Origin of the sequence: Chryseobacterium sp. Mn2064 (assembly GCF_049319685.1) — a bacterium.
Lineage (GTDB): Bacteria > Bacteroidota > Bacteroidia > Flavobacteriales > Weeksellaceae > Chryseobacterium.
On sequence record NZ_JBMOUE010000002.1, the window covers coordinates 642,044 to 667,491 of the forward strand.

Here is a 25,448-nt window from a genome sequence, read left to right on the forward strand (position 1 = left end):
CAATGATTTCTAAAAAAACATTTCTAACCTGCACACTTTCTGTCTTTCTATCCCTTACGGCAAACGCGCAGAAAACAAAGAATTATACTCATAAAATAGACAGCATTATGGCTGCTACCTCTCCGCTTACATTCAATGGAGTTGTTTTAGTTTCTCAAAAAGGGAAAATACAATATCTGAAAGCAAAAGGATATAAAGATTTTGAAAAAAAGATCCCTTTGAAAACAGACGATCAGTTTGAAGTGATGTCCAATTCTAAACAGATAACTGCTGTTTTGGTATTACAGGCTGCAGAGCAGGGAAAACTGGATCTTCATACCCCAATCAAAAAGTACCTTCCTTCTCTTACACAGCCGTGGGCAGATACTGTGACAATACATCATCTTCTGAACCATACTCATGGTATTACAGATACCGAAAAACCGACACTTTTCAAAGCTGGATCACAGTTTAAATATGGAAATCTCTCGTATGCACTTTTAGGAGATATTCTAAAAACAACAACCGGAAAAACATTCACAGAACTGGCTGATTCGCTTTTCAAAAAACTGAAAATGAACCGTACTTTTGTTTACAATACTCAAAACAATCAGTCACTGGTACCAGGTTTCAAAAGTGAAAACAATCAGTTTGAAAAGGTAAAAGAATCTTTTATAACCAATGAAATAGCACCTTCTGCAGGGATTGTTTCAACGGTAGAGGATCTTGCAAAATGGGACCAGGCTCTTTTCAAAGGGAACCTTCTTTCTCCACAGTTTAAGAAGCAGATGCTCTTCCCTTCTACAATGTCTCAGCATAATGTTTTTGGGAAAGAAAGTATGGGATTTGGATATAATGTAAGAATTATTAAAGAAGCAGGGCTTACGTATTATGGAGTAACCGGTCTTGGAGATGGATTTACCTGCCTGAATGTCTATTTCCCTTCTACAGATACCTCATTGATTATTCTTGAAAATCAAATGCCTAAAAACAGTGAGAACTGGAGTTTTCAGGAAGCGGCCATTAAAAATGTAGTGTTGAAAAATATGACGTCAAAATAGCTTTCTGGCGAATTTCATTATAAAAAGCAGGTGGTCTCAAAAATCAAAAAATCGATTCTTGAGACCACTTTTTTACTTATTGTTTTCTTTTTAAAACTTTCGCCTTGATGGCTGAAAAAGGATTTTCTATTAAAAATCGATACAATAATCCACCCAAAATACAGGCCAACAAACATATAATAAGACAGGTATTATCTGAAGTCTCGCCATCAAAATAATGAATTAGGGCCTGTACCATATGAATAATTCCTTTATGAGAAAGATAAACAGCATAGGATAAAGCGGCCAACTGCGAAGTAAGATAAGATCTTGACCGATACAGGAAAGAAGATGATGAAACAGCGGAAATCACGATCACGCCATAGCTTACAGCAACCATAGTAAACCCAAAAATAGAAGCCATTTTCGAAACCTGATCGCTACAAAGCCAAAACGAAACTCCTAACATACTCATTCCCAAAATAAAGAGTATATTTCCGTTGTTATGGACTATGCGCTTAAACCAAGATGAATATTGCATCAGATAACCTCCAAGAACTCCAATTCCCAATCCATCGAGTCTGGTATGAGTAGGATAATAGATTTTCATATACCACAAAAGCCAGAAATCAGAAGACTCTTTATCTGTAGGAACAATATATTCATTCCACATCACAACTCTTGAAAGAATGGAAAAAAGAATGACACAAACAATCAGAATCACCAGATATTTCAATACCTTGATCCGGGCCATAACGCTAAGGATTACCGGAAGAACCCAATAAAACTGTTCTTCAATACATAAAGACCAGGCGTGAGAAAAAGTACCTCTGTTGATAACATCCAATCCATAATTCTGCGTAAAAGTCATAAACTTCCATAAAGGAGACAAAGCTTCTCTTTCTCTGAAAAAAGGAAATGCAAAATACAGAAAAACGGTAAAAAAGTAAGCCGGAATAATCCTGAAAAAACGCTTGGTATAAAATACCCTTACATGAATCTGTCCCTTTTCTTCAAGCTCTTGAAACAATTGTCCCGAAATCAAAAAACCGCTTAATACAAAGAACAGATCTACGCCTGTCCATCCAAATTTACCCATAGTATCAATCCATTCCGGATGACTGAAAGCACGGTAATGAAACATGAGGACCAATACAATGGCAACGGCTCTAAGATGATCCAGTCCATACAGCCTTTTTGAAAATTCTGTCATTATTTTTTCTGCAAATATTGATAAATGATAGTATATATTTCTGCCACAACATTTGGAAAGCCTGAATATGAATGCCAAATGCAATCTTTGCTGTCTGAACTGTGAAATATGTTATTTAGACTTATTTTAATGCTTTTTGCATGAGCTTCACACGTTATCCCTTACATTTTTATATTTTTGATCATGACGAAAAATGGAAAGAACAATCCTATCAACCCAAGCTTTTACTTTCAGTTATTGTTCTGGCCTGCTCTGTTTGTATTTGGAATAGGGAGAATCTATGGTGAATATAGCGATGGACCGCTAAAGGAATTGGTGATTTATAATTTCTGCCACTGGATTTTTCAGATCATGGGAGCCAATTTTATCTATTATATTCTGATTCGTCATTTTTTTGACAGAAAAAGATATTTTGAATTTTCCTTATATCTTATGGCCAGCCTTTATATTATTTCTGTGATCAACAGAATTTTTATTGTTTATATCGCCGAACCTTTTTTTGTAACGGAAGATCAAGACAGTTTTTTCAGTATTTTCACCGACATTAAGTATCTTCTTCTTCACTATACTTTTCCTGTTATCAGCGGTGCATTTATATTCATTTCCATCATGTTTATCATACGTTATAAAGATGAAAAGGAAAACAGTGTCCGATTGCAAAAGGAAAAAACCGAGCTTGAGCTACAATCTCTAAAGTCTCAGCTTCATCCCCACTTTTTATTTAATACCCTGAATAATATCTATTCGCTTTCTATCAGCCATTCTGATAACACGTCCCAATCCATCAGTCAGCTTTCAGACATTCTCGATTACATTCTCTATAAAGGTCAGAAAAAATGGGTTTCTGTTACCGATGAGCTCTCCATTATCAATGATTATATTGCGTTAGAAAGTCTTCGCTATCATTCTGAAAGATTAAAAATAAATAAGACCGTTACTATCAATTCTACCAATACGATTCCGCCACTTCTTTATCTTACTTTGGTTGAAAATGCCTTTAAACATGGAGCGGGAAAAACTTCAGAACCTACAGAAATAACCATTCAGGTTGAAACAGATGAGAAATATTCTCTTTTTAGAATAGAAAATACAGTCTCTCCAAATCAGACAAAAAATGATAAAGCCATTGGTCTTCAAAATATACAGCGACAGCTTCAGCACCACTATCCTGGAAATTTCACATGCAATATTTCACAGGAAAACCTTATCTTTAAAGTAGAACTCATCACTCCTTCCCAACATGATTAACTGTATCATCGTAGACGACGAGCCTTTAGCAGCTTCATTGCTGGAAAACCATATCTCCAAGATTGATGGTCTGCATCTTTACGGAAAAGCAACCAATGCCCTGGAAGCTTACAAAATGATTCACAGCCAATCGGTAGATCTTATGTTTCTTGATATTCAGATGCCTCATTTAAACGGGATCGATTTTCTGAGATCTCTTTCCAACAAACCCCAAACCATTTTTACAACTGCTTACCGGGATTTTGCCATTGAAGGTTTTGAACTCGAAGCAGTCGATTATCTCTTGAAACCCATTACTTTTGAACGCTTTTTCAAAGCTGTAGAACGCCTTTTGAGAAAGACAACCGATACGAAAGAAGATTTTATCATTATTAAAACAGAAGGCATGAACAGAAAGCTTCCTCTTTCCGAAATTATCTATTTTGAAAGCCAGGGAAATGATGTGAAAATGGTACTGAATACCTCAGAAAATATCATCTCAAAGCATAAACTTGCAGATCTTGAAAAGATTTTAGCCAATAAAGGATTTGTAAGAATTCACAGATCATTTATTATCAACAGAGAATTTGTCACTGCTTTTAGTAACGATGAAGTTCTTCTTGGAAAATATGAGCTTCCTGTAGGAAGAAGTTATAAGCAGGAATATGATTCTTTTACGGCCTCCATTCTAAAAAACAAATTGATATAACACTGTTTATAAACACTTTACAACCTTAATGACAAGTTTTTTATTTTCTCGGGTGTTATTTTAACATTTATTTAAAATAAATTTTAATTCAACATAAAGTGAAGATATTTTTGATCTGTTTTTCAGCACATTATCTACCATTTATTTTTCTGTTTTTCAACTCTTCCTGTCAAAAGTATTTTTATTCAAAACAGAACAATCATATGATTAATAAGTCGTTACATCATTGAAAAACCTAGTGATATTAGCCGATTAAGCCTTACAAATATTAAAAAAAAATGTTATTTTTGTCACAATGAATATAATTGCTTTTTAGCTTTTTTATTAGTAAGTTTATGTGCACCAAATTTATAAAACATTAAAATTCACCCCATGAGAAAAATAATTCTACTTATTATATGTATATTCAGTATTTCAGTTTTCTCACAGATCAAAGTGTTGAAAAATGAAAGTTTGGTGGAAATCGGTAAGGACAACTCCGTTGGTTTGTATAAAAAGGATGATAAATTCACCATCAATTACCAGGATTTAAACACCAGCAATCTGAACACTATCAGATCTTTTTCATTCCAAAATCTGAATGGCGATGTGACAGGTTTGTACAAACTCATCACAGATGGTTTTACCAATGTACCGGATGAAAACATCATTCTTGAACTTCCCAATGATATCATTGAGCTTCATTATGAGAGAAACTACGGGCAACAGACTGTACAGTTTATCCAGGTCATCAATAAAAACAGAAAATATATTGGAAAATCTCAGTTTCTAACCCAAAAACAGGTAGAAAAAGTGTTTGGAAGAACCAATGGAAAATTCGCTATGTATGAAAAACCTGCTGCTATCAACAATAATGGATCCAACAAGGCAGGTAACAATACAGGCAGCGGCGCCGGAAATGGAAAAAAATCGAAAAAATAATTATATTTTATAAATAATACGAAACTCATTCTAACGGATGAGTTTTTTTATTTTACTTTTGCAAAAAGACATTAAAAATTATGCCGCTTCAGATAATCAATCTAACCAAAAAATTTGGTGAACAAACTGCTCTTAATAACATCAACATATCTATTGAAAAAAATGAGATCATCGGTCTTCTGGGGCCCAACGGAGCCGGAAAATCTACGCTGATGAAATCTATTGTAGGAGCGTTAAAAATAGATCAGGGAGAGATCATCTTTAACGGAGTAAATATTTCCGACCACGAAATTGAAAGCAAGAAAAAAATAGGTTTCCTGCCCGAAAACAATCCGCTTTATCTGGAAATGTATGTAAAGGAATATCTTCAGTTTGTTGCCAATATTCATAAAATTTCTGAATCCAGAGTAGATAAAGTCATTGAATTGGTGGGAATTACTCCGGAGAAATCTAAGAAAATCGGTCAGCTTTCAAAAGGATATAAGCAACGTGTAGGATTGGCGCAGGCGATTATTCATCAGCCGGATCTTCTGATTCTGGATGAACCGACCAATGGCTTGGATCCTAATCAGATCATTGAAATCAGAAATGTAGTGAAAGAAATTGGTCAGCAAAAAACTGTTTTACTATCTACCCATATCATGCAGGAAGTGGAAGCGCTTTGTTCTCGAGTAATTCTTATTCATAAAGGAAATATTCTGCAGGACTGCCCTATTGATGAGTTTAAAGGTAAGTTTGAAAGTCTGGAAGAAGCTTTTGCAAACTATACAGCAAAAATATAATTGATGTCAAAAAAAATTATTCTTTTATTTTCAGTATTCTCAATTTTAACTTTTCCCGCTCAGACTAAAAAACTTTATGGCATGACTTTCCGAGGTGGAATTTCTGATAAAGGAACGTTGTTCGAATACGATTATAATACCAACGAAAACATTAAAAAAATCGATTTCAACGGAGCTGGCAATGGAACTAACCCCGCAGGAAGTCTGATACAGGCTTCAAACGGAAAATTATACGGACTTACCGAATACGGAGGAGCTTATAATAATGGAGTCTTATTTGAGTATGACCTGGATACTGGAACACTGACCAAAAAATATGAATTTCAAAATACCTCCAATGGAAAAGTTCCTACGGGACATTTGATACAGGCTACCAACGGAAAATTGTATGGCCTCGCTCAGTACGGAGGTGTAAACAACAATGGAGCACTCTTCGAATACGATCCTATCACCAGTATTTATATAAAAAAAGTAGACTTTAATAGTACGAACGGAAACAGACCCATGGGAAGCTTATTACAGGCTTCGAATGGAAAGGTTTATGGTACTACAGGGTTTGGTGGCAACACAGATAGTGGTGTTTTGTTTGAATTTGATATCAACACCGGGGTTCTGACTAAAAAGGTAAATTTCCTTAACTATGACCATGGTTCCCAACCCACAGGTGACTTGCTACAAGCAGCCGATGGTAATCTTTACGGGGCAACTAATGATAAAGGATATAATGGCTGGGGAACAATCTATAAATACAATATAGCAACCAATACTATTACCCAAATAAAAAGTTTTGAATATTCTCACGGGACAAAGTCTACAGGGACATTAATGCAGGCTACGAACGGTTCTTTATATGGAATGACAATGTATGGAGGAGCTCATAATAATGGAGTATTATACGAATTGAATCCCGGTACCAATTTATATTCGAAAAAAGTAGATTTTAATGAAGATACAATAGGAGGAATGCCTTTTGGAAGTCTCATGCAGGCTTCAAACAACAAAGTATATGGTATGACCTACTGGGGAGGGTCCACTTCAGACGGAGTGATATTCGAATATGACCTTTCCAACGAAGTTCTTACTAAAAAGTATGATTTCAATAATATAAATAATGGGAGAAATCCCTATAGAAGCTATCTGATTGAGGTGAATGTAAACACCAACTTATCTGTAAAAGAAAATGCTTCACCTACTATATCTATTTATCCCAATCCTGTTGGCAATATTATCAATATCAAAGATCTTAATAAAGATGTATTGAGTAATACTATTGAATTAAACGACTCTAGCGGAAAATTGGTTTTGCAAAAGGTAATTCGAAATTCAAATGAAAAAATTGATGTTTCACATTTAAATTCGGGGATATATTTCATGAGTATTGGCAAAAAGTTTTTTAAGAAAATAATCAAGAAATAATTTCCGGTAATTTTCAGTAACGATGGCGTTATATTTGATAAAGTTTGCTTGTTAACCAATAACTGATTACCTATGGTCAAGCATTTTTTATTAGGAGCCTTCTGCCTGGCTCAGTTTTCTTTTGCTTATGCTAAAGAAGTACCTTATGTTTCAGAAAATAATAGCTTTAGAACCTCTTCTACTCTTCAGCAGATTCCTAAAACAGTTATTATTAAAACTAAAAAGTTTAAGATAAGAATTGATAAACAACCCAACGGTAAGTATCTGTATCAATCCTGGAGCGCTAATGCTAACATTACCACCAAACCCAATATGATTATCAGTGACGGTGAGCTGGTTCCGGATGGAAGCGGAGGTAATTATTATATTTTGTTTAATAATCAAGGACATACCTATCAGGTATGGAGAAATTATCTTACAGATTCTGCGAAAAAAGCACCTTATACCCTTGTGGTAAATGATCCTAACGATCATGAAATTGTAAATCAGGATGGATATGTAGTGAAGAAATAGCCATATGCTATCTTACATTTATAAAAAACAAAGGTCATCTTACTTTTAAGATGGCCTTTTTAATGTTCTATATAGCTTTTAGTGTATTGTTAGAGTAAGAATGATTAAAAGTATAAAGCTAGTGAGAAGATATTTTTATGTCCCCGACTGTTTCAGTTCAGTAAGAAAGCCACTGGATTCATAGCTCTCTTTTGCCGCTTTATAGCCTATATTAAAAATTTGTTCTAACCGGTCTTTTCCTCTTTCAAAAGTTCCATAAGTAGCCAGTTTTTGAGATGAAATAAACCAGTCGCAATACTCAAACTTTACTTTTTCTATTCGGTAAGAAAGAAGATCATATGAACGGGAAACAATAGCTTTGATAGAATTAAGGTCTTTGATTTTGGCATCACTTGGCGGCGATACAAATACCCCGATAAGTTTATCACAATCTTCTCTGATAATATCTGCCGGAAAATTGTTCAGAACACCTCCGTCACAATACATTTCATCGCCAATAATGTAAGGAGTTGTAATTCCCGGAATGGAACAGGAGGCAATAATAGCATCTACAATCTCAAAATCTTTATCAAAAATTTTCTGAGTTCCGGAGACCAATTCTGTGGCTACAATCTTCACTTCCATATCCAGATCTCCCAATTTCATATCGTGAAAGATCGGTTTAAGATAGTTTCTGAAGATGATGGAAGAAACCAATCCCGGCTGATTAAAGGTAAAATGCTTCCAGTTGAAAAAATAGACTGAATTGAAAAAGTCCAGAATTTCTTCCGGCGTTTTTCCTATTGCATGAAGGCACCCTACGATAGATCCGGCGCTGCAGCAGGAAAGGATATCGGTTTCTATGTTTTTTTCTTTCAGGAATTTTAATACTCCTGCGTGGGCGATCCCTTTGGTACCACCTCCTGATAAAACAAGACCTACTTTCTCAAAATTCATTGAATAAAATTAAGAAAACACGATGAGATAAATGGCTTAATTTTTATAAATATGCCGATTTTAAAATTATTTTAATGAAAGTGAATACAAAATAGTCAAAAAGTCCCTTATAAAATTTTAAAATGTAGAGAATAAATATGACTTTAATTGACTTCTATAATAAGATACTGAAATCGATGTACAATCCAACAAATAAAAAAAGCTCAGAAATCTCTGAGCTTTTATATATTAAATACTATCTGTTGAAAGATTAAATGTGAATCACTTCACCGTAAGCAGCGGCAGCAGCTTCCATAATCGCTTCTGAAACCGTTGGGTGCGGGTGAATAGACTTGATGATCTCATGACCTGTAGTTTCAAGTTTTCTTGCTACAACAGCCTCAGCAACCATATCTGTTACTCCTTCACCAATCATGTGGCATCCTAACCACTCACCATATTTAGCATCGAAAATTACTTTGATGAAACCATCTGTATTTCCGTTTGCAGTCGCTTTACCACTTGCAGAAAGAGGGAATTTACCTACTTTGATTTCGTATCCTTTTTCTTTCGCCTGTTTTTCTGTAAGACCTACAGAAGCTACTTCAGGGTGACAGTAAGTACATCCAGGGATATTGCCATAGTCGATTTTCTCAACGTGCATTCCTTTGATTTTCTCAACACAAGTGATTCCTTCAGCAGAAGCAACGTGAGCTAATGCCTGAGTTGGAATGATATCACCAATTGCATAGTATCCTGGTACAGAAGTTTCGTACCATTCGTTTACCAATACTCTTCCTTTATCTGTCTGGATTCCTACTTCTTCTAAACCGATGTTTTCGATATTAGCAGCAATACCTACAGCAGATAATAAGATATCAGCTTCAAGGGTAATGTTTCCATTCGCTGTTTTTACAGTAGCTTTTACGCCTTCACCTGTAGTATCAACGCTTTCTACAGAAACATTGGTCATAATTTCGATTCCTGTCTTTTTCAGAGATTTCTCTAAGTGTTTAGAGATTTCTTCATCTTCTACAGGAACAATATTTGGCATAAATTCAACAACAGTTACTTTTGTTCCCATTGTATTATAGAAATCTGCAAATTCTACTCCAATAGCTCCAGAACCTACTACAATCATAGATTTTGGCTGCTCAGGAAGAGATAATGCCTGTCTGTATCCGATTACTTTTTTACCATCCTGAGGTAAGTTTGGTAATTCTCTTGAACGAGCTCCAGTTGCGATAATAATATGAGTACCTGTATATTCAGTTACTTTACCTTCTTTATCTGTAACAGAAACTTTTTTTCCTTTCTGTACTTTTGCAGTACCTAGAATTACGTCAATCTTGTTCTTTTTCATCAAGAACTCGATTCCTTTGCTCATTTTGCTGGCAACACCACGGCTTCTCTGGATTACATTCGGAAATTCGAAGCTTGCTTCCACTTTATTCAAACCATAATCTTCAGCATGGTTGATATAATGAAAAACCTGAGCCGATTTTAATAAAGCTTTAGTTGGAATACATCCCCAGTTCAAGCAGATTCCTCCTAAGTTTTCTTTCTCGATAATTGCAGTTTTGAAACCCAACTGTGCTGCTCTGATCGCGGTAACATATCCACCAGGACCACTTCCAATGACAATAATATCGTAATTCATTACTTTAAAAATTTTTATGCGAATTTAAGGAAAAATATTGGATGTTTTATGTTTCTGAAATCTGATCTTAAAATGCATTAATAATACTATTTTCATTCAATTTTAAACAAAGAAAAAGGACACAAAACATGTCCTTTTTCAATATTTTTCTAATTATATTAAAAATATTACAAAACTCACCGCATAAAAACAGGCTTTTTTGATTTTAAAAACAGCAAGAAATATCAATTATTTTGCTTGTCTAAGTAATCGTTTTTCAGCTGCAAATCTTTCATTCAAGGCTTTCATCTGATCTCTCTTCATCTGTTTGGTTGCAAGTGGGTGATTAAGGATAAGTTTTTTCTCCGTATTATATTTTTTGGTAAGCTCTTGCATTTTAATATTGACCAGCTCATTTTTTGAAGGATGTGGCGGAACTGGCGGATGTTTCTGGGCTGAAACATTCATGGCTAAACCTAATACGAATAAGGTTGAAATTAAATACTTTCTCATGATATTTATATTTTGCAAATGAATCTCATCAAGCTATAAAAACTGATGAAAAACATTCAGGTTCGTAAGGTATTCTACATATATCGTACCAACGTTTTCTTAAAAAATACATAAAGTTGATCTTATTTCCTCTGCAAAGAATAATTTTCAGCAAACAATTTCAATAATTAAAGTTCTGATTATGAATCTTTTTTCATAAATTTATTTAATATTTTACATTTGATCACACCCATGAAGAAAAATTTACTTAGCAAAGACCGAATTTGGCTAAAGGATCCTGAACCTCATGATTTCCCAGCAGCTCAGGATTATCTGGAGCTTCTCTTTGAACCGGAACAGGCACAAAAACTGGTGGAAAAACTGAAGAAAGCTACCACTATCAATAAAAAATCTAAAGATATTCTGAGAGCCAGCAAACTCGCATTACTTCCCGAAACCAACATTCATGTAAAAGAAAATCTAAAAAAAGTAGAGAAAAATAAAAAACTCTCCCCCATTTTACTGGTAAGAGGTCAAAATGAATTGATCATTGCTGACGGTTATCACCGCTTATGTTGCAGCTATTATCTGACCGAAGATCTTGAAGTTCCCTGCAGATTGGTATAGACTTTTTGAAAACGAAAATATAAAATCAAAAAAAATAAAACACTGATATATTATAAGATAAAAAAAATCCATCTTCATTAATCACACAAAACATTAAAAAAAATTTATATGAAAAAGTACTTCTTAATTCTTCTGTTTGTAGGAGCGTCTTCAAATGCACAAGTAGGTATTAACACCACTTCTCCTAACAGTACATTAGCCATTAACGGTTCTCTAGGTGCTGGCTATAAAGAAATTACTACTACAACTTACAGTATCTTGGCAACAGATCATTACATTACTTATAATGGAACAGGCGATGCCACCTTTACCCTACCGGTTATTGGAACTGGAACCACAAGTTATACAGGAAGAATTTACAAAATCAAAAACATTTCGACGGCAGGTATTACCCTTCAGGCATCAAGTGGTAATACATTAAGAATCGACAATACTCCCGTTTCCTCATTTGTAATTCCCACAGGAGCCTATGCCGAGGTAGTAAATAACAGCAATACTTCAGGCGGTACCTGGGATCTTTCTTTTACTGTCCTTCCCAAACCAAGTAATGTGGAAATTTATGGTACACAGCTTGCTATTCCTCCTCATGCTCTTGGAACAGCTCCTGTTGCAGACTGGACAGCTCATGCCAATGCGTCATACGATACCGGAGCCACTAATGACAGATGGTGGATCATCAGTAAAGGATCAATAGATCATGCTCACACAGCAGCTTATTCCAATGCAAGTAGAATGACTCTTGTGTATGAATATCAGGGAACACCATTTAATGTGGCCAATATGTATCCTATTCTTACCGCAGGAAATAACTCGAGTTTTCCGGATGTATTTACAGCATCATTTGTAAGTCTTGCCAATAATGGAACTGCTGGAAGAACCAGACTTACCGTATCAGTTGCACGTATTGATTTTATAGGAAATAATGGATCAAATAACAGTAACTGGACAGGAACATTTTTGTTAAATGTCCTTTTAGCGAGAAAATATTAAGGACTTCAATCACTTACTTTCACCAGGGAGCAGATGTGTTTCTGCTCCTTTTGATTTCTTGGTATCAATCTATAAAACCTCAACATTTTGTTTTAATGTAAGGTTTTTAGAAGAATTCCCCACCATAATTCTGTAAATTCCTTTTTCTACAATCCATTCCATTTTTTCATTCAAAAACTGAAGTTGCTTCACCGGAACCTCTATAGTAACTAACTTTGATTCTCCGGGCTTTAGTTCTACTTTCTGAAATCCTTTTAATTCAATGATCGGTCTTGAAACCGTAGACAGTAAATCTTTCACATACAACTGAACGACCTCACTTCCAGGTCTGGAACCTGTATTGGTCACCTTCACTTTGGCTGTAATAGTTTCATTTTCGGAATATTGAGCTTTATTAACCTGCAAATCTGAGATTTCAAAAGAGGTATAGCTTAACCCGAAACCAAACGGATACAAAGGTTCACCACTCAAATCATGGTAATCATTTCCTCTTCCTGTAGGGTGATGGTTATAGCTCAGCGGTAACTGCCCTTCTTCAATGGGAAAAGTGATAGGTAATTTACCGGATGGATTTTCGGCTCCGAAAAGAACTTTTGCAACGGCATTTCCACCTTCTTCTCCAGGATACCAGATATCAAGAATTGCTCCTACCTTGTCTTTCCACGATGTTGTTTTTATTGCAGAACCTCCAACAAGAACCACAGCAGTTGGTTTTTTCAAAGTTGAAACGTCATGAATAAACGATTCCTGATTTCCCGGGAGACTTAATGATGAACGATCCTGAAATTCTCCTTCATGAATTCCAGCCGCTACAATAATATAATCAGCATTTTGAGCTAGATGTAAGGCTTCATTATATTCTTTTTGATAAGGAGGTAAACCATAATTCCAGATCAAATCAAGATTGGCTTCTCCCCGATTCTCACGAAATTCTATCGCAAGGTCATATTTTTTTCCTTTTATAAAATCTATATTGATAGTTTTGGTGGAATAGCTCAGTTTTTCCCATTGATCAATCATTAATTTTCCGTCCAGATACAATCTGAAACCATCATTCCCCCGAAGTCCCAATTGATATTGACCAGAATCCGGAGCTTCCAGTTTTCCGGTCCATCGAACACTGTAATTATCCGGTTGAAGTTTTTCAGGATCGGGAGAATATAATGTCCATTTAAAATTGATCTGCCCGTCCTGTCTTTCGAAGGCAGGATTTCCTTTCAGATCAGAATTGGAGAAATAAGTCCCCTTTAAACCTTTTTTATTTTCAAAAGATATAAATTCATTAGAAACCGGGATAAAGTCTTGTATATTCCAGTCGATTCCTTTTGAATAAAGAATTTCAATATTTTTGTTTTTAGTAAAACTTTTAATTCCATCGATAAGACTTATTTTTTGATTTCCCGGCCCTGAATATCCACCCAGTCGCGCATCCGAAGCATCCGAGCCAACCACCAGAATTTTTTTCACATTTCCCGGAATGGGAAGTGTTCCCCCATTGTTCTGGAGCAAAACGAAAGATTCAGCAGCGGCTTTCTCTGCCAAAGGTTTATGATTGAGCTTTTTTAATTCCTCGATTTCTTTAAGAGATACATATGGATTTTCAAACAATCCGAGTTCAAATTTCGCTTTCAAAACTCTGGAAACAGCATCATCTATTCTTTGCTGAGAAATTCTCCCATCCAAAAACGGAGGAATAAACAGCTGATAATGTTTATATTCTGTCTGAAAAATCACATCCAGTCCGGCATTTATAGCCTGTGCAGAAGCATTATCGTAGTCTTTTGCTGTAAAATGCAGAACATTTGCACCCCCTACTGCGCTTGCATCACTGATCACAAAACCCTGAAAATTCCATTCTTTTTTTAACTTTTCGGTCAGTAACCAATGGTTTGCTGTCGCAGGCCTACCATCAAGCAAATTATAAGATGTCATCACCGATCTGCTTTTTCCTTTTGTGAAAGCATTGTAAAAAGGAACCAAATGCGTCTCTTCAAGATATCTTTTACTCCAATGAATTGGGTATGAGTCTCTGCCTCCCTCTCCTACATTGGCTAAAAAATGCTTGGGTGTGGTAATAATTCCCAGATTTTCAAAGGAACTGACAAAGTATACCCCCATTACGGAAGTCAAAAAAGGATCTTCACCGTAAGTTTCCTCTGTTCTTCCCCATCTTACATCATTGGCCAAATTGACAACCGGAGTCAGAATTTGACAAATTCCTCTCAATTTTGATTCTTTAGCGATTGCTGTTGAAACAGTACTCATCAGTTGAGGATTAAAAGTCGCGGCCAGTCCGATCGCCTGTGGAAAAGCAGTGGCTCCTTCGCGTACCAGTCCGTGCAAGGCTTCATCAAAGGGAATAATAGGAATTCCCAGCCTTGATTCTTCCACGAAATATTTCTGAATCGCATTTATTTTTTTTGCCAGTTTTTCAGCATCTTCATTCGCGTTATATTTCAATAATTGCCCGGCAGCTCCTCCTCCTAAATTCCCGGCACTCACCTGTAATCCAAAAATTCCATGAGAATATTGTCCTTTGGGAACGTTATCCAAATCACCAGGAATCATAAAACATTGCCAGAATTTTTCCTCAGGGGTCATTCTTTTCAGTAAATCCTGAACTCTGGCTTCAACAGATTGTTTTGAATCTTTATATAAAGGTTTTTGGGCTGCTATAAAAACAGAACTCAATAATGAGATTCCCACTATAGTATATCTCAACTTCATTATTGAGTAATTTGAATTACGGTTGCATATTTTAATTGATCTCTTTCTTTTGGCAGATTTATTTCAATAAACCTATCCGATATTTTCCAGTGAATTTTATTCGATAATCCTAATATTTTCAATGACTTTGGCTTAAAATTCTCAGGAACTGCAAAATGTAAGGTTGAAGGAGCGATATAATCTGCTTTATCATCTAAATGAAAAATATTAACCGTTTTTCCATCTTTGCTTTGCGTATAATAAAAACTTCCTTCGTGATAAGGAGCAACCGCTCTTGTTGCAAAAACCGCAGATTGATTTTTCTCCATCCATGCAGAAATTTGCTTTAGGCGTTCGTAAACGATGGCATCGTAATCTCCTGTGGGTCCTGGGGCAATATTCATCAAATAATTTCCTCCTCTTGAAATGATTTTAACCAAGGTTTCAATGATCTTTTGAGAACTTTTATAATTGTCATTCGGAACGTAAGAAAACGAATCTCCCATCGTGATACAGCTTTCCCACGGAATGGATAGAACATTCTCAGGAACGGCTTGCTCGGGCGTCACATAGTTTTCCCATTTTCCAGGAACGGTACGGTCTACAATGATAATCCCAGGTTGATTTTTTCTGGCCATGGTACCGATGTTGTCCATATCAATATCCTGTTCTACTTTGATGGTTCTCTGCCACTCAACTTTTTGATCTATGGTATGAAAGGGACGAACCCAACCTCCATCCAGCCAAAGAATATCTACTTTCCCATAGTTGGAAGTAAGTTCGTTCAGCTGATTGAATGTAAATTTTTTAAAGTTGTCCCACCTTTCTGGATATTTCTTCGGATCATAGTTCACATTTCTGTCTTTCGGAGGGAAATAAGACCACCAGTAATCATTGGAATGCCAATCGGGTTTTGAAAAATAAGCACCAATTTTAAATCCTTCTTTTCTAAACGTATTGAAAATCTCTTTCGTAACATCGGATTTTGGATTTTGTGAGAAAGGAGTTTTTGCAGAGGTAATCTTGTAATCAGACTGTTGGGTATCAAACATAGCGAAACCATCATGATGTTTGGTGGTAAAAACAACATACTTCATTCCAGCTTTTTTTACCGCGTCGGCCCATTTTTGTGGATTGAACTGAGTCGGATTGAAAGTCGTTTGAAGATTTTCGTAGTTTTTTACATATTCGTAGTAAGAAGCACCATGTTCAGGTTTTCTTTGCGTCCACGATTCATCTTCAGTACACAGGCTCCAACTTTCAACAATCCCCCACTGGCTATAGGTTCCCCAATGCATAAAAAGTCCGAATTTCAAATCCTGCCACTGTTCCAGATTCTGAACAACAAGTGGATCGGTAGGTTTCTGATAGCCTTCGGAAACGTTATGAGCCTGTGAAAATAAAAATGAACCGGTGAGCAGTAATGATAAGAGCAGAATTCCTGCTTTGGGCCTGATTAGCATATGGAAATAGTTTTTGCTAATTTACTTATCCTCTGCTTAATCTACAAACATTAAGGTTTCAACAATTGAGCAAGTGCCTGATCGAAGTTCGGAAAAGCAAATCGGAATCCTCTTTTTATGAGGTTTTCAGGGTAAACATTCCGACTTTTTAAAAGCAGTTCGGTTTCTGTTTTCAGGAAGATGGATGCTATTTCTAACTGCCATACCGGAGCATTTAATCCCAATGGAATATTGAGCTTTTTCCTTAATGTTCTCATCATGGTTTCATTTGATATAGGCTCTGGAGCCGTTATATTGATGGGTCCTGAAATTTCTTCATTTTGAATGATCCATTCTACGGCTTTACAAAAATCTCCGATATGTATCCAGCTGACCATTTGATTTCCTCTTCCCTGTTTTCCTCCCAAGCCCATTCTGATAATTGCTTTCAGCTTTGGAAAAGCTCTACCTTTATCGCCCAGCACTATTGAAGTACGAAGTGCTACTTTTCTTATTTTTTCGTTGTTAATTGCAAAGAATTCTTTTTCCCAGTTTTTGCAGATATTCATAGAGAAATCATCACCTATAATTCCGTTTTCTTCAGTATTCACATGTGTTTCTGAGTGAACGTAAATAGTGGCAGAACTTGCATTTAGCCATATTTTAGGAGGATTCATACATTCATCTAATGCTATTTGTAAAACATGCGTACTTTCAATTCTGGAGGTATAAATTTCCTGCTTATTTTTATCGTGATAACGGCAATCAACGGATTTTCCGGTAAGATTGATTAAGACATCTGCGTTTTCAAGTCTATTTTTCCAATCCCCAAGGTCTTTTGCATTCCAGTATATTTCGTTAGAACGTTTTGGATTTCTGGTAAAAATATAAACCTGATTTCCTTTTTCCGTAAAATATCTTTCTAAATGTTCGCCAAGAAATCCGGTACCGCCTGCGATAATTATTTTCATTGTTTGAATTTTAAAATTGAAGAATTGAATCGTGTATTATTTTACTTGAATTTACTACGATAGTATCTGATCATATGGCTTTTACACCACATTACTTTTGACTTTCACCTGAACTCCGGAACCTTCTGCCAGCATTACTGAAATAGGTTTCTGATGATTTAAACACTCAAAGTCCTTTCCGTAGATTTTCTCAAAATCAATTTCCAGCTGATGTTCTTTTACTGAATAGAAATCCCATTTTGGGTGGCAGACTTCATATTCTGATGTTCTGTTTTCTTTTTTGGTAAATCCCCAGTAATGCTCTGTGATAAATTCAAATTCAGAACCGTCTTCCATGGGTTGAGCGGTTGAATCGGCTTTGATCTGTATAGAGTGCCAGTTTTTGTCTTTCCAGGAATATTTGATCAATAGCTCACCTTCTTTTTCATGAATACAATTCTTCATCGGCAGGGTATGATAATTTTCTTTGTACACAGAATTGGCAATAAAGCTGAGTGCAGGTTTCGGAACAATTTCCTTGATGAAAACCACACCTCTCTTCCAGGCTCCATTTTCTTTTTTCTTCACATAAAACCTTAAGTTCACTTCTTCGAAATCGCGATGAAAAGGAACGGGAATTCCCAACAGTTTTGTGTTTAAAAACATAAATCCCACAAGGCTTACATAGCATTTCCCTTGATAAAAATCAAGTTCGGTGCCTTTAGGAAGATATTTCAGCAGTATCTGAGGATCGATTTCGTAATTGATGATGGCTAGTTTCCGCCATTCTGCTTTTAAAAAATTCATAATTGCGTGTTTTTAATGATTAAGGAAAGATCAGCTGTTATTTCTGACTTCAAGTTGCTATTGTATAGATCTTGGAAGCTTCTGCTGTACTTTTTATTAAAGCGTTTCTTTCCAACAGAAATTTTTCAAGATAATGGGTAAGGAAAATCTTATTAAAGAATCGTCCTATTATTCCCAATGGAGATTCAAATTCAAAGATGTCTATCATTAATGTATTGTCGTTGATCATTTTAAAAATATGCTGATGTTTCATAGATTTGAAGGCTCCTTTCTGCATTTCATCTGTAAATTGATGAGGTTTGTCCATACTCGTGATTTTTGTAGTAAGGTTCTGGTATACTCCCAAGTGTTTTGCTCTCCAGGTTACCGTTTCGTTCACTTCAATCAATCCGGTTGTGCGTCCGGCAATGGCTTTTTCATTAGTTTTTGCGGTTGATTTCTGATGCAGATCAATATTGCGGGCCAGATCAAAAACATCATGAATATCAGCATTGATAAGGGTTACTAAATAAATTTTTGACATTTTCCAAAGGGTTTTTATAAAAGTTAATAATAAAATCTATTCTTGATTGTTTTCACTGTAGTGATGTAAAGATTGATACAAATCATAATTTTCACAGATGTATAATATGGCCAAAGGAGGGCTGTATAAAATGGCCATCATAAGAATCATTTCGGGAATCTCTCTACAAGCCCCCTCTATATTGAAAACAACAATCAACACTAGAGAAATCCAGGCTGGAATGATGAAAGCGCCATAGATATAAAATGGTAGTGTTTTTTTTAATCTGAGGAAAAGCTTGATTAAAAAGCTGATCAGCTGTGGAAATCCAACCATAAAATAAAACCAGATTATTGCTGGTCCCCCTACCAATAAAAGAGTCAGTGGCCACACCATTAAAAAGAACAACTGAATATAAAAGTCATATTTTACAAATGTTTTCATGGCTATTACAATTTAATGTGAACCTTTTTTTCTGAAATAAAGAATCAGAAATAGGTGAATGATAAAATTTTTCATAATTACTATTTATTTAAAATTTTCAGGAATTTTTGAAAGATTATTCCAAATAAAAATTAGTTTCTTTGAATACCACTTATCTGATCGTCTTCTGTTTTTTCTTTTCTCAACGCCTGTTTACGTCCTTTCAAGAATAATAATAGATTGAGAAGCATCATTACGCCCAAATAAATGGAAAACCCGCCTATTTTTTTACTCAGTGCCACCACCAGTCTTTCTACGGTTTCAATTTGAAAGAATTCAATGATGCAAAGGGCAAAACCTATATTTAAAAGGTAAAAACCTATTTTAAAAAGAGAATTGGTTGCCATAGCAATGTCTTTTTTCTGATGAAAAATATCAACCATGAATGTTTTTGAGTTTTTAAATAGAAACTGGGAAACCAATATAGTAAGGCTGATTACGATTGGCAAATAAATCATGTACGCTGAAAAGTTATACGTTGTGGTTAAAACTGTAGTTGCCATAATAGTGTTATTTTAGTGTTAATTTATTTCTTAGAAAGTAAAGAATGAAAATATTCAAATAATGTAATGCACATAGAATCAAAATAATAAAACCAATTCTTGTAGCTGTAACCGTCATCATATCTTCTATGCTGTTGATGGTAGTCCAGGTAGTAAGGCTTATTGCGATATACCCCAGATTCACCAAATAATAGCACCCAAGAAGTATCCTGTTAATCGTAAGACAAAGATCATCGTCATGGAGTAAATATTGAAGATAAGCCTTTCCTTCGTGGTAGCATCTTCTTCCTACATCAATGGTTATATATGAACTGATGCACAGGAAAACGACATATGAAATAATATTAAACATTTTATAATTTTTATACTTTCAATAATTTTTGAAAATAATATTGAAATAAAAAAGGATTTTCATCCTCTTTCTATTTCAACAGATTGGTAATTTTCCCTACCAGCCAATGGTCATCACTTTTTATCGCAAGATCCATAATATTGTTGATTTTTCCTGTTACAGAACTGAAATCATCCATCAGTTTAATAAATTCTTTTGCTTCTGCAGAGTCTTTATCTTCAATATTCTTGAGTTCTTCCAGGAAAGAAATCACAGGCTCAATTTCTCTTTTTCTTCTTTCCTTGGTAATTTGCTTGAAGAGATACCAAACATCTTTTTCAGCCACAAAATACTCTTTTCGATCTCCTTTTATAAGTTCTTTTTTTACAATTCCCCAGTCAATAAGTCCTCTGAGGTTCATATTGGCATTTCCTCTTGAAATTTCAAGCTGCTCCATCACCTCATCGGTAGAAAGTGGCTTATCACTCGCCAAAAGCAGAGCATGCACCTGTGCCATTGTACGGTTGATCCCCCAATTGGTAGCAAAGGTTCCCCAGGTCTGAATGTATTTTTCTTTTGCTTCTGAAAGCTGCATCTTCTATTCTTTAAAGTTTCTGATACAAATGTAATTATAATTTTTGAATTTTCAATAATTTTTGAAAATTAATTTTTAAAATAAAACAGACACTCCGAAAAGTATCTGCTTTAACTAATTTTGATTTATATACTATGTAAATAAAGAACACATTAAGGTTCAACTTTTGCCGTAATTCCCTGATTCCAATATTTTGATTCCGGCATATAGTACAGATATACATTGCTTGATTTTCCGGTATATGTTCCAGCAAATTCCACCTTCAGATCCAGATTGATAACCTTTGTTTCTTCTGCCTCAAGGTGTTCCCAATACAAGACCAGATAATTGTCAAAGATTTCGTAATAAGAAACCTGTTTTTTATCGATCATATCTTTAAGCAAAGCATTTTGAAGTGTCAATCCTGCTGGAATACCAATTTTTGCGACCGTCATGGGTAAGTTACCATTGATTTTATTTTTGACCTTTACCGTCATTCTGTTGGTCTCTCCTACTTTTGAAGATTCAGAGGCAAGTTTTGTTTCCAATAATAAAGGAATGTCTTTACTTTCTGGAACCTGCAAGGTATAATACTCGTAATCTAACTTATAGGGAAGTCCTTTTTGATTGGAATACTGTATGCCGATCTGGTTTTCTCCTACTTTAAATGCTGAAGAAAGACTTTGAGATGGCGAAGTATGAGCTTTATTGACAGTAATCACAGGTTTATCATTACCATACAGCTTTTCATGTTTTGAGAAGAATTCAGACAATGCTTCAATCCCGAGACTGGTAGCCTGAGTTGAACCAAATCCATAATATCCATTGAGTGCGATTAATTTATCTGCTACAGCTGCTATTTTTATTTCACTATTTTTTTCATTTTTCTGAAGAGCCATGAGATACAAAGACAAAGTTTCTGCACTGGCTGAAGTTCCGCCGGAATGGGTAAAAGTAGCCTCGGTATTCAGTTTTTCCGTTTCATATTGTTTGTTCAAAATAGCCATCAGATCATCATATTCCTTATGTTTGTTGAGCTTGGCAGATGCGTTGGCAAGTAAAGCCAGCTGATAGGAATCTTTGGTAGCCAGGGCTCTGTTCAGCATTACTTTATAAGAATCTTCAATCTCGCTTTTAAATCCAATTTTTGATAACGCATATAGGATATACATATTTCTGGACCATGAATACTCAGTCATTGCCGTCTTGAATTCATAGTTCTTTCTTACCTCAAACAATCCGGTAGCATTCTTTTTGGATAATATAAAGGCAGATAATTTCTGAATAAGCTTCGGATCTGCTGTCACATATTTCTGTAAATCTTTAAACTCCAGTAATGCAAATGCGGACAATGTGACATCAGACTCTGAACTATTGAAATACCCAAACCCTCCATCATTATTTTTATAACTTAACATTTTCTGGAATCCTTTTTTCAGATTTCTGATGACCAAACTTTCTGTGGAAGAATCTATTTTCTGTGTGGCTTTTAGAAAATCCAAAATAAAAATATTCGGATAAACGGTTGCCGAAAGCTGTTCAAAGCAGCCATAAGGTTCTCTTTTCAAGCGTTCCAGATCTTCAAACATCTGCAAAGCAGCGTTCTGAAATATGTAATAAGAGGAGAAAAAGCTTCCGTTGATATACTCAGGAATATTGATTTTGAGATCTTCCGTTGTATTGTTGATAAGAGAATATTTGTGCGGAAATCCTTTTTCTTCAACGTTAAAAGGCAAAATAACCGTTTCTCTGAAATCTCCTGATCTTATAATCAACTGAAGATTGGATTTTACCACTTCATCGGTTTGTATGGTTACAAAAAGTCTTCCTGATTCCAATGGTTTTAAGGTGATCAGGCTGTCTGCTTTTATGAGTTTTACATCATTAGGAACCACCACATCCATCGTCATTTTTCTAGTTTCCTTAGAATTGTTCTTAATGACAACGGGAATCATCATCTGATCTGTTCTGGTAAGATACTGCGGAATTTTAGCATCTATTGAAATCAGACTCTTTGCAGCGTATGTAGTTTCATCTCTTCCTAAGAGCCCTGCATCAGAAATCCCTTCTGTAATGATTCTGAATGTCGTGTTGGCATCGGAATTATAAAACTCAACTTTTGCTTTTCCGTTTTTATCGGTTTCTACCACGGGATTCCAATAAAGAGCTTCTCTATAATCAAAACGATGCGAAGTGCTGGTACTGGTATACTCCGGGTAAGCGAACTGACGGGCTTCCGCATAGTATGTAAAATTCCCGGAAGGAATTCTTTCTACGGCAAAATAGGTTTTGGGAGTAATATCAAACTGGATCTTTGAGGTATCGTTTTTAAAAGAATTCATAATTACCACCCCATTGACGGCTCTACTCCCATAAATAGATGTTGCAGCCGCATCTTTAAGAACAGTAATACTGCTGATGTCATTCGAGTTGATGGTGGTATTAAAATTTTCCACTGGAACACCGTCTACAATAAATAGTGGGTTCTTGTTCGTCACAGAAGATTCTCCTCGGATTCTTACCTGAGTATTGGCTCCTGCTTCTCCAGTAGGAGTTATGATAAGTCCTGCAACTTTTCCATTCAATAATGAAGTTATATCTGGGTTCTGAATTTCTACATTAGAGTTTATAGTAACCACAGAAGCTGATTTATAATCTTTCTTTGCCATAGAATACCCCATCACTATTACCTCTTCAATTCTTTGAGAACCCATTGTGTCAAATTCTAAATTTTCAGGCTTGTTCAGGTGTGCAATATTCGGTCTGTTTTCTATTTTCGCGGCTTCTTTTAACTCTGCTTCTTTAACAATTTCTTGTACCTCTATATTGCTTAGAGTTTGTTTCGTTAAAGGATTAATGTCCAGATTGTACGATGAAATTTTAATCTTTACTGTATGCTTGGGCTGAAAAGATTTGGCAATGATTTTATAATCTACACCTCCCTGTAAGTCAGAAAAATAGAATTTCCCATTTTCAGAAGTCGTCTGTTTAAGGATTTTATTACCATCTGTAAGAAAAACCTCTGCTTTTACCGCTTTCTTATTTTCATCTTCTACAGTGCCATACACAGTATTTTTCTTTTCAGGAAGATATTTGTATTTGTTGGTTCTAAGGACATCCGGAATCAGTTCAAAATACCTGTAGCCATTGGTCAGCATTACAAGATCAAGACTTTTGTCTGCTTTTTCTTCTTTTGGATCGAAATAAAACTGTGGCTTTTCAATTTTGCCTTTCAATTCAGAATCCATCAGCAACCACGAAATGATGTGATTTTGTTTGTCGTCGGCATACGTCCATAATTTATCATCTACAACACTTATTCCGAGATTGGCAGTAACAGGCTTGTTGTTTTCGTCTGTAGTTTCAATATCCAAAACCACTTTTTCTCTGGGTAAATAATACTGTTTTACAGGTTTAATTTTTACGGTAAGCTGATTGGTTTTATTGGTAAAAATAATACGTTCTGCAATAGGACCCTGCGTATCCGAAACGGTGAATCTGCAAATACCGACCGGAAAATCTTTTTCAGAAAGTTCAAACTGATTGATTCCTTTCGTTAATGATAAAACTTTAGCATAGACCTCTCTTTCGCGGAAGCTTCCTTTCAAGCTAACCGTTCTTTCCTGGGTAGAAACAATTGTTAACAGGAGTTTTTTATTTTCTTTCTTACTATTAAAAACCACTCCATCATTCTGAGCTTCAGGAAGAGGATAAATTGGGGTGATATTTTCGGGTTTTATCACTTTTGCATAATAATGTTCTCCTTGTTTGGGAGTGAACAGAAAGCTTCCCATTCCAAAATTATAAGACTGGATTTCCTGTATTTTTTCATGCTTCTGATTGTAAATTCCCAAAACGGCATCAACCGGTTTTTGAAATTCATCAACGATCTTAAAAGCGATATTCTGTTCAATTCCGTTGATAAAAGTTCCGCCTTCAGGCATCATTTTAACATCCAGATTATTCAGAACAATCGGGATATTTCTTGAAATTGACTCTGTGAAGCCATCAAAATTGACTTTTATATTCAACAACGCATCTGCATTTTTTAATGTATCCGGAAGTTTAAATTTCAGGACCTTTTTCCCTTCTTTATCTGTGGTCAGTTTGCCTGTTGAAACAGTTTCACCATTATGCATCACCGTATAATCTGCTTCATAGAAAGGAATTGGAAGGTTGCTGAGACTTCTCATAGAAAAATCGGCAGTCACCTCATCTCCCGGGCCATATCCTTTTTTAGGAAAATCAAGCTTCATCAAAATTCTTGGTGATACTATTTTCTGAAGAGTAATCTCTTTTTCAAAAATGTTTTTTCCTTCTTCATTCTGCATCCAGTTGGTGTAAGCCCGAAGTTTATAAATTCCCCCTTTCATGTCGTCTGAGAAATAAAAATATCCCTGAGCATAGCCATTCGTTATCTCATATTTTTGTTTTTTGAACACACTTCCATCGGGTTCCAGAATTTCCAGATTAACGACTCGGCTATCTTCGGCGGGGAGATTATCTTTCCCTTTTACCACATAAATTTTAAAATACATCCCTTCCCCCGGTTTATAAAAAACATGGTTTGTTTGGATGTACGTTTTTTCTTTTTCAAAATTCTGAAATGACTGCTGCGCGTGTATAAAAACACTTGAAAGCAGGATATTCAGCAGAATGATATATGATTTAAATTTGAGATTCATAA

General features: G+C 35.5%; 23 protein-coding genes. 9 read left to right on the forward strand and 14 right to left on the reverse strand.

The window, feature by feature from the left end; translation table 11 throughout:
* Positions 1-2 precede the first annotated feature (2 nt).
* A complete protein-coding gene (locus tag ACL9RH_RS10045; RefSeq protein WP_422693226.1) occupies positions 3-1,040 on the forward strand; it encodes a serine hydrolase domain-containing protein in 1,038 nt (345 codons plus the stop codon).
* A gap of 76 nt (positions 1,041-1,116) precedes the next feature.
* Here ACL9RH_RS10045 and ACL9RH_RS10050 read toward each other — a convergent pair whose 3' ends face one another.
* A complete protein-coding gene (locus tag ACL9RH_RS10050; protein ID WP_422693227.1) occupies positions 1,117-2,232 on the reverse strand; it encodes an acyltransferase family protein in 1,116 nt (371 codons plus the stop codon).
* Positions 2,233-2,415: 183 nt separating this feature from the next.
* On the opposite strand from ACL9RH_RS10050, the gene ACL9RH_RS10055 reads away from it, so the two are divergent.
* From ACL9RH_RS10055 to ACL9RH_RS10080, 6 genes are all read left to right on the forward strand, one after another.
* Positions 2,416-3,480 (forward strand): sensor histidine kinase, encoded by a 1,065-nt coding sequence (locus tag ACL9RH_RS10055; RefSeq protein ID WP_422693228.1) that lies wholly within the window; start codon positions 2,416-2,418, stop codon positions 3,478-3,480.
* The gene (locus ACL9RH_RS10060) at positions 3,473-4,168 is read left to right on the forward strand and encodes a LytR/AlgR family response regulator transcription factor (RefSeq protein ID WP_422693229.1); all 696 of its coding nucleotides are present in this window, start codon (positions 3,473-3,475) and stop codon (positions 4,166-4,168) included. The genes ACL9RH_RS10055 and ACL9RH_RS10060 overlap by 8 nt, the downstream gene beginning before the upstream one ends.
* A gap of 372 nt (positions 4,169-4,540) precedes the next feature.
* Positions 4,541-5,089 carry a hypothetical protein gene (locus tag ACL9RH_RS10065; protein WP_422693230.1) on the forward strand — a complete coding sequence of 183 codons (549 nt, stop codon included), beginning with the start codon at positions 4,541-4,543 and terminating at the stop codon, positions 5,087-5,089.
* A gap of 80 nt (positions 5,090-5,169) precedes the next feature.
* A complete protein-coding gene (locus ACL9RH_RS10070; RefSeq protein ID WP_422693231.1) occupies positions 5,170-5,871 on the forward strand; it encodes an ABC transporter ATP-binding protein in 702 nt (233 codons plus the stop codon).
* Between the two features lie 3 nt (positions 5,872-5,874).
* Entirely contained in the window at positions 5,875-7,287 is a 1,413-nt protein-coding gene (locus ACL9RH_RS10075; RefSeq protein ID WP_422693232.1) for a choice-of-anchor tandem repeat GloVer-containing protein, read from the forward strand.
* A gap of 72 nt (positions 7,288-7,359) precedes the next feature.
* The gene (locus ACL9RH_RS10080) at positions 7,360-7,800 is read left to right on the forward strand and encodes a hypothetical protein (RefSeq protein WP_422693233.1); all 441 of its coding nucleotides are present in this window, start codon (positions 7,360-7,362) and stop codon (positions 7,798-7,800) included.
* A 135-nt stretch (positions 7,801-7,935) separates the two neighbouring features.
* Here the strand turns inward: ACL9RH_RS10080 and ACL9RH_RS10085 are convergent, their stop codons facing one another.
* The 3 genes from ACL9RH_RS10085 to ACL9RH_RS10095 form a co-directional block, all read right to left on the reverse strand.
* A complete protein-coding gene (locus ACL9RH_RS10085) occupies positions 7,936-8,736 on the reverse strand; it encodes a patatin-like phospholipase family protein (RefSeq protein ID WP_422693234.1) in 801 nt (266 codons plus the stop codon).
* Between the two features lie 250 nt (positions 8,737-8,986).
* On the reverse strand, positions 8,987-10,375 hold the full coding sequence (gene lpdA / locus ACL9RH_RS10090; RefSeq protein ID WP_422693235.1) for a dihydrolipoyl dehydrogenase: 1,389 nt from the start codon (positions 10,373-10,375) through the stop codon (positions 8,987-8,989).
* A gap of 228 nt (positions 10,376-10,603) precedes the next feature.
* The gene (locus ACL9RH_RS10095; protein WP_422693236.1) at positions 10,604-10,867 is read right to left on the reverse strand and encodes a hypothetical protein; all 264 of its coding nucleotides are present in this window, start codon (positions 10,865-10,867) and stop codon (positions 10,604-10,606) included.
* Between the two features lie 231 nt (positions 10,868-11,098).
* Here ACL9RH_RS10095 and ACL9RH_RS10100 point away from each other — a divergent pair, with 231 nt between their 5' ends.
* Together ACL9RH_RS10100 and ACL9RH_RS10105 are read left to right on the forward strand one after the other, a co-directional pair.
* Positions 11,099-11,473: a hypothetical protein gene (locus ACL9RH_RS10100; RefSeq protein WP_422693237.1), complete on the forward strand. Its 375-nt coding sequence runs from the start codon at positions 11,099-11,101 to the stop codon at positions 11,471-11,473.
* Between the two features lie 108 nt (positions 11,474-11,581).
* Positions 11,582-12,463, forward strand: coding sequence for a hypothetical protein (locus tag ACL9RH_RS10105; RefSeq protein ID WP_422693238.1), 882 nt, complete (start codon positions 11,582-11,584; stop codon positions 12,461-12,463).
* A 69-nt stretch (positions 12,464-12,532) separates the two neighbouring features.
* Here the strand turns inward: ACL9RH_RS10105 and ACL9RH_RS10110 are convergent, their stop codons facing one another.
* From ACL9RH_RS10110 to ACL9RH_RS10155, 10 genes are all read right to left on the reverse strand, one after another.
* Positions 12,533-15,190, reverse strand: coding sequence for a glycoside hydrolase family 3 N-terminal domain-containing protein (locus tag ACL9RH_RS10110; protein ID WP_422693239.1), 2,658 nt, complete (start codon positions 15,188-15,190; stop codon positions 12,533-12,535).
* Positions 15,190-16,632 (reverse strand): alpha-L-fucosidase, encoded by a 1,443-nt coding sequence (locus tag ACL9RH_RS10115; RefSeq protein WP_422693240.1) that lies wholly within the window; start codon positions 16,630-16,632, stop codon positions 15,190-15,192. Before ACL9RH_RS10115 ends, ACL9RH_RS10110 begins: the two co-directional genes overlap by 1 nt.
* Before the next feature lie 50 nt (positions 16,633-16,682).
* On the reverse strand, positions 16,683-17,582 hold the full coding sequence (locus ACL9RH_RS10120; protein WP_422693241.1) for a TIGR01777 family oxidoreductase: 900 nt from the start codon (positions 17,580-17,582) through the stop codon (positions 16,683-16,685).
* An 81-nt stretch (positions 17,583-17,663) separates the two neighbouring features.
* Entirely contained in the window at positions 17,664-18,368 is a 705-nt protein-coding gene (locus ACL9RH_RS10125; RefSeq protein ID WP_422693242.1) for a YqjF family protein, read from the reverse strand.
* 49 nt (positions 18,369-18,417) lie between these two features.
* A complete protein-coding gene (locus ACL9RH_RS10130) occupies positions 18,418-18,891 on the reverse strand; it encodes an SRPBCC family protein (protein WP_422693243.1) in 474 nt (157 codons plus the stop codon).
* Positions 18,892-18,927: 36 nt separating this feature from the next.
* The gene (locus tag ACL9RH_RS10135; protein WP_422693244.1) at positions 18,928-19,314 is read right to left on the reverse strand and encodes a hypothetical protein; all 387 of its coding nucleotides are present in this window, start codon (positions 19,312-19,314) and stop codon (positions 18,928-18,930) included.
* 131 nt (positions 19,315-19,445) lie between these two features.
* The gene (locus ACL9RH_RS10140; RefSeq protein ID WP_422693245.1) at positions 19,446-19,856 is read right to left on the reverse strand and encodes a hypothetical protein; all 411 of its coding nucleotides are present in this window, start codon (positions 19,854-19,856) and stop codon (positions 19,446-19,448) included.
* Between the two features lie 7 nt (positions 19,857-19,863).
* Positions 19,864-20,208, reverse strand: coding sequence for a hypothetical protein (locus tag ACL9RH_RS10145; protein WP_422693246.1), 345 nt, complete (start codon positions 20,206-20,208; stop codon positions 19,864-19,866).
* A gap of 70 nt (positions 20,209-20,278) precedes the next feature.
* Positions 20,279-20,782 carry a GbsR/MarR family transcriptional regulator gene (locus tag ACL9RH_RS10150; protein ID WP_422693247.1) on the reverse strand — a complete coding sequence of 168 codons (504 nt, stop codon included), beginning with the start codon at positions 20,780-20,782 and terminating at the stop codon, positions 20,279-20,281.
* Positions 20,783-20,934: 152 nt separating this feature from the next.
* Positions 20,935-25,446, reverse strand: a complete 4,512-nt coding sequence (locus tag ACL9RH_RS10155; protein WP_422693248.1) for a TonB-dependent receptor plug domain-containing protein — start codon at positions 25,444-25,446, stop codon at positions 20,935-20,937.
* Positions 25,447-25,448: the final 2 nt, after the last annotated feature.

Coding starts and splice junctions, on each gene's coding strand:
- ACL9RH_RS10045 (WP_422693226.1), top strand. CDS start 3: ATGATTTCTAAAAAAACATTTCTAACCTGCACACTTTCTGTCTTTCTA.
- ACL9RH_RS10050 (WP_422693227.1), bottom strand. CDS start 2,232: ATGACAGAATTTTCAAAAAGGCTGTATGGACTGGATCATCTTAGAGCC.
- ACL9RH_RS10055 (WP_422693228.1), top strand. CDS start 2,416: ATGACGAAAAATGGAAAGAACAATCCTATCAACCCAAGCTTTTACTTT.
- ACL9RH_RS10060 (WP_422693229.1), top strand. CDS start 3,473: ATGATTAACTGTATCATCGTAGACGACGAGCCTTTAGCAGCTTCATTG.
- ACL9RH_RS10065 (WP_422693230.1), top strand. CDS start 4,541: ATGAGAAAAATAATTCTACTTATTATATGTATATTCAGTATTTCAGTT.
- ACL9RH_RS10070 (WP_422693231.1), top strand. CDS start 5,170: ATGCCGCTTCAGATAATCAATCTAACCAAAAAATTTGGTGAACAAACT.
- ACL9RH_RS10075 (WP_422693232.1), top strand. CDS start 5,875: ATGTCAAAAAAAATTATTCTTTTATTTTCAGTATTCTCAATTTTAACT.
- ACL9RH_RS10080 (WP_422693233.1), top strand. CDS start 7,360: ATGGTCAAGCATTTTTTATTAGGAGCCTTCTGCCTGGCTCAGTTTTCT.
- ACL9RH_RS10085 (WP_422693234.1), bottom strand. CDS start 8,736: ATGAATTTTGAGAAAGTAGGTCTTGTTTTATCAGGAGGTGGTACCAAA.
- lpdA (WP_422693235.1), bottom strand. CDS start 10,375: ATGAATTACGATATTATTGTCATTGGAAGTGGTCCTGGTGGATATGTT.
- ACL9RH_RS10095 (WP_422693236.1), bottom strand. CDS start 10,867: ATGAGAAAGTATTTAATTTCAACCTTATTCGTATTAGGTTTAGCCATG.
- ACL9RH_RS10100 (WP_422693237.1), top strand. CDS start 11,099: ATGAAGAAAAATTTACTTAGCAAAGACCGAATTTGGCTAAAGGATCCT.
- ACL9RH_RS10105 (WP_422693238.1), top strand. CDS start 11,582: ATGAAAAAGTACTTCTTAATTCTTCTGTTTGTAGGAGCGTCTTCAAAT.
- ACL9RH_RS10110 (WP_422693239.1), bottom strand. CDS start 15,190: ATGAAGTTGAGATATACTATAGTGGGAATCTCATTATTGAGTTCTGTT.
- ACL9RH_RS10115 (WP_422693240.1), bottom strand. CDS start 16,632: ATGCTAATCAGGCCCAAAGCAGGAATTCTGCTCTTATCATTACTGCTC.
- ACL9RH_RS10120 (WP_422693241.1), bottom strand. CDS start 17,582: ATGAAAATAATTATCGCAGGCGGTACCGGATTTCTTGGCGAACATTTA.
- ACL9RH_RS10125 (WP_422693242.1), bottom strand. CDS start 18,368: ATGAATTTTTTAAAAGCAGAATGGCGGAAACTAGCCATCATCAATTAC.
- ACL9RH_RS10130 (WP_422693243.1), bottom strand. CDS start 18,891: ATGTCAAAAATTTATTTAGTAACCCTTATCAATGCTGATATTCATGAT.
- ACL9RH_RS10135 (WP_422693244.1), bottom strand. CDS start 19,314: ATGAAAACATTTGTAAAATATGACTTTTATATTCAGTTGTTCTTTTTA.
- ACL9RH_RS10140 (WP_422693245.1), bottom strand. CDS start 19,856: ATGGCAACTACAGTTTTAACCACAACGTATAACTTTTCAGCGTACATG.
- ACL9RH_RS10145 (WP_422693246.1), bottom strand. CDS start 20,208: ATGTTTAATATTATTTCATATGTCGTTTTCCTGTGCATCAGTTCATAT.
- ACL9RH_RS10150 (WP_422693247.1), bottom strand. CDS start 20,782: ATGCAGCTTTCAGAAGCAAAAGAAAAATACATTCAGACCTGGGGAACC.
- ACL9RH_RS10155 (WP_422693248.1), bottom strand. CDS start 25,446: ATGAATCTCAAATTTAAATCATATATCATTCTGCTGAATATCCTGCTT.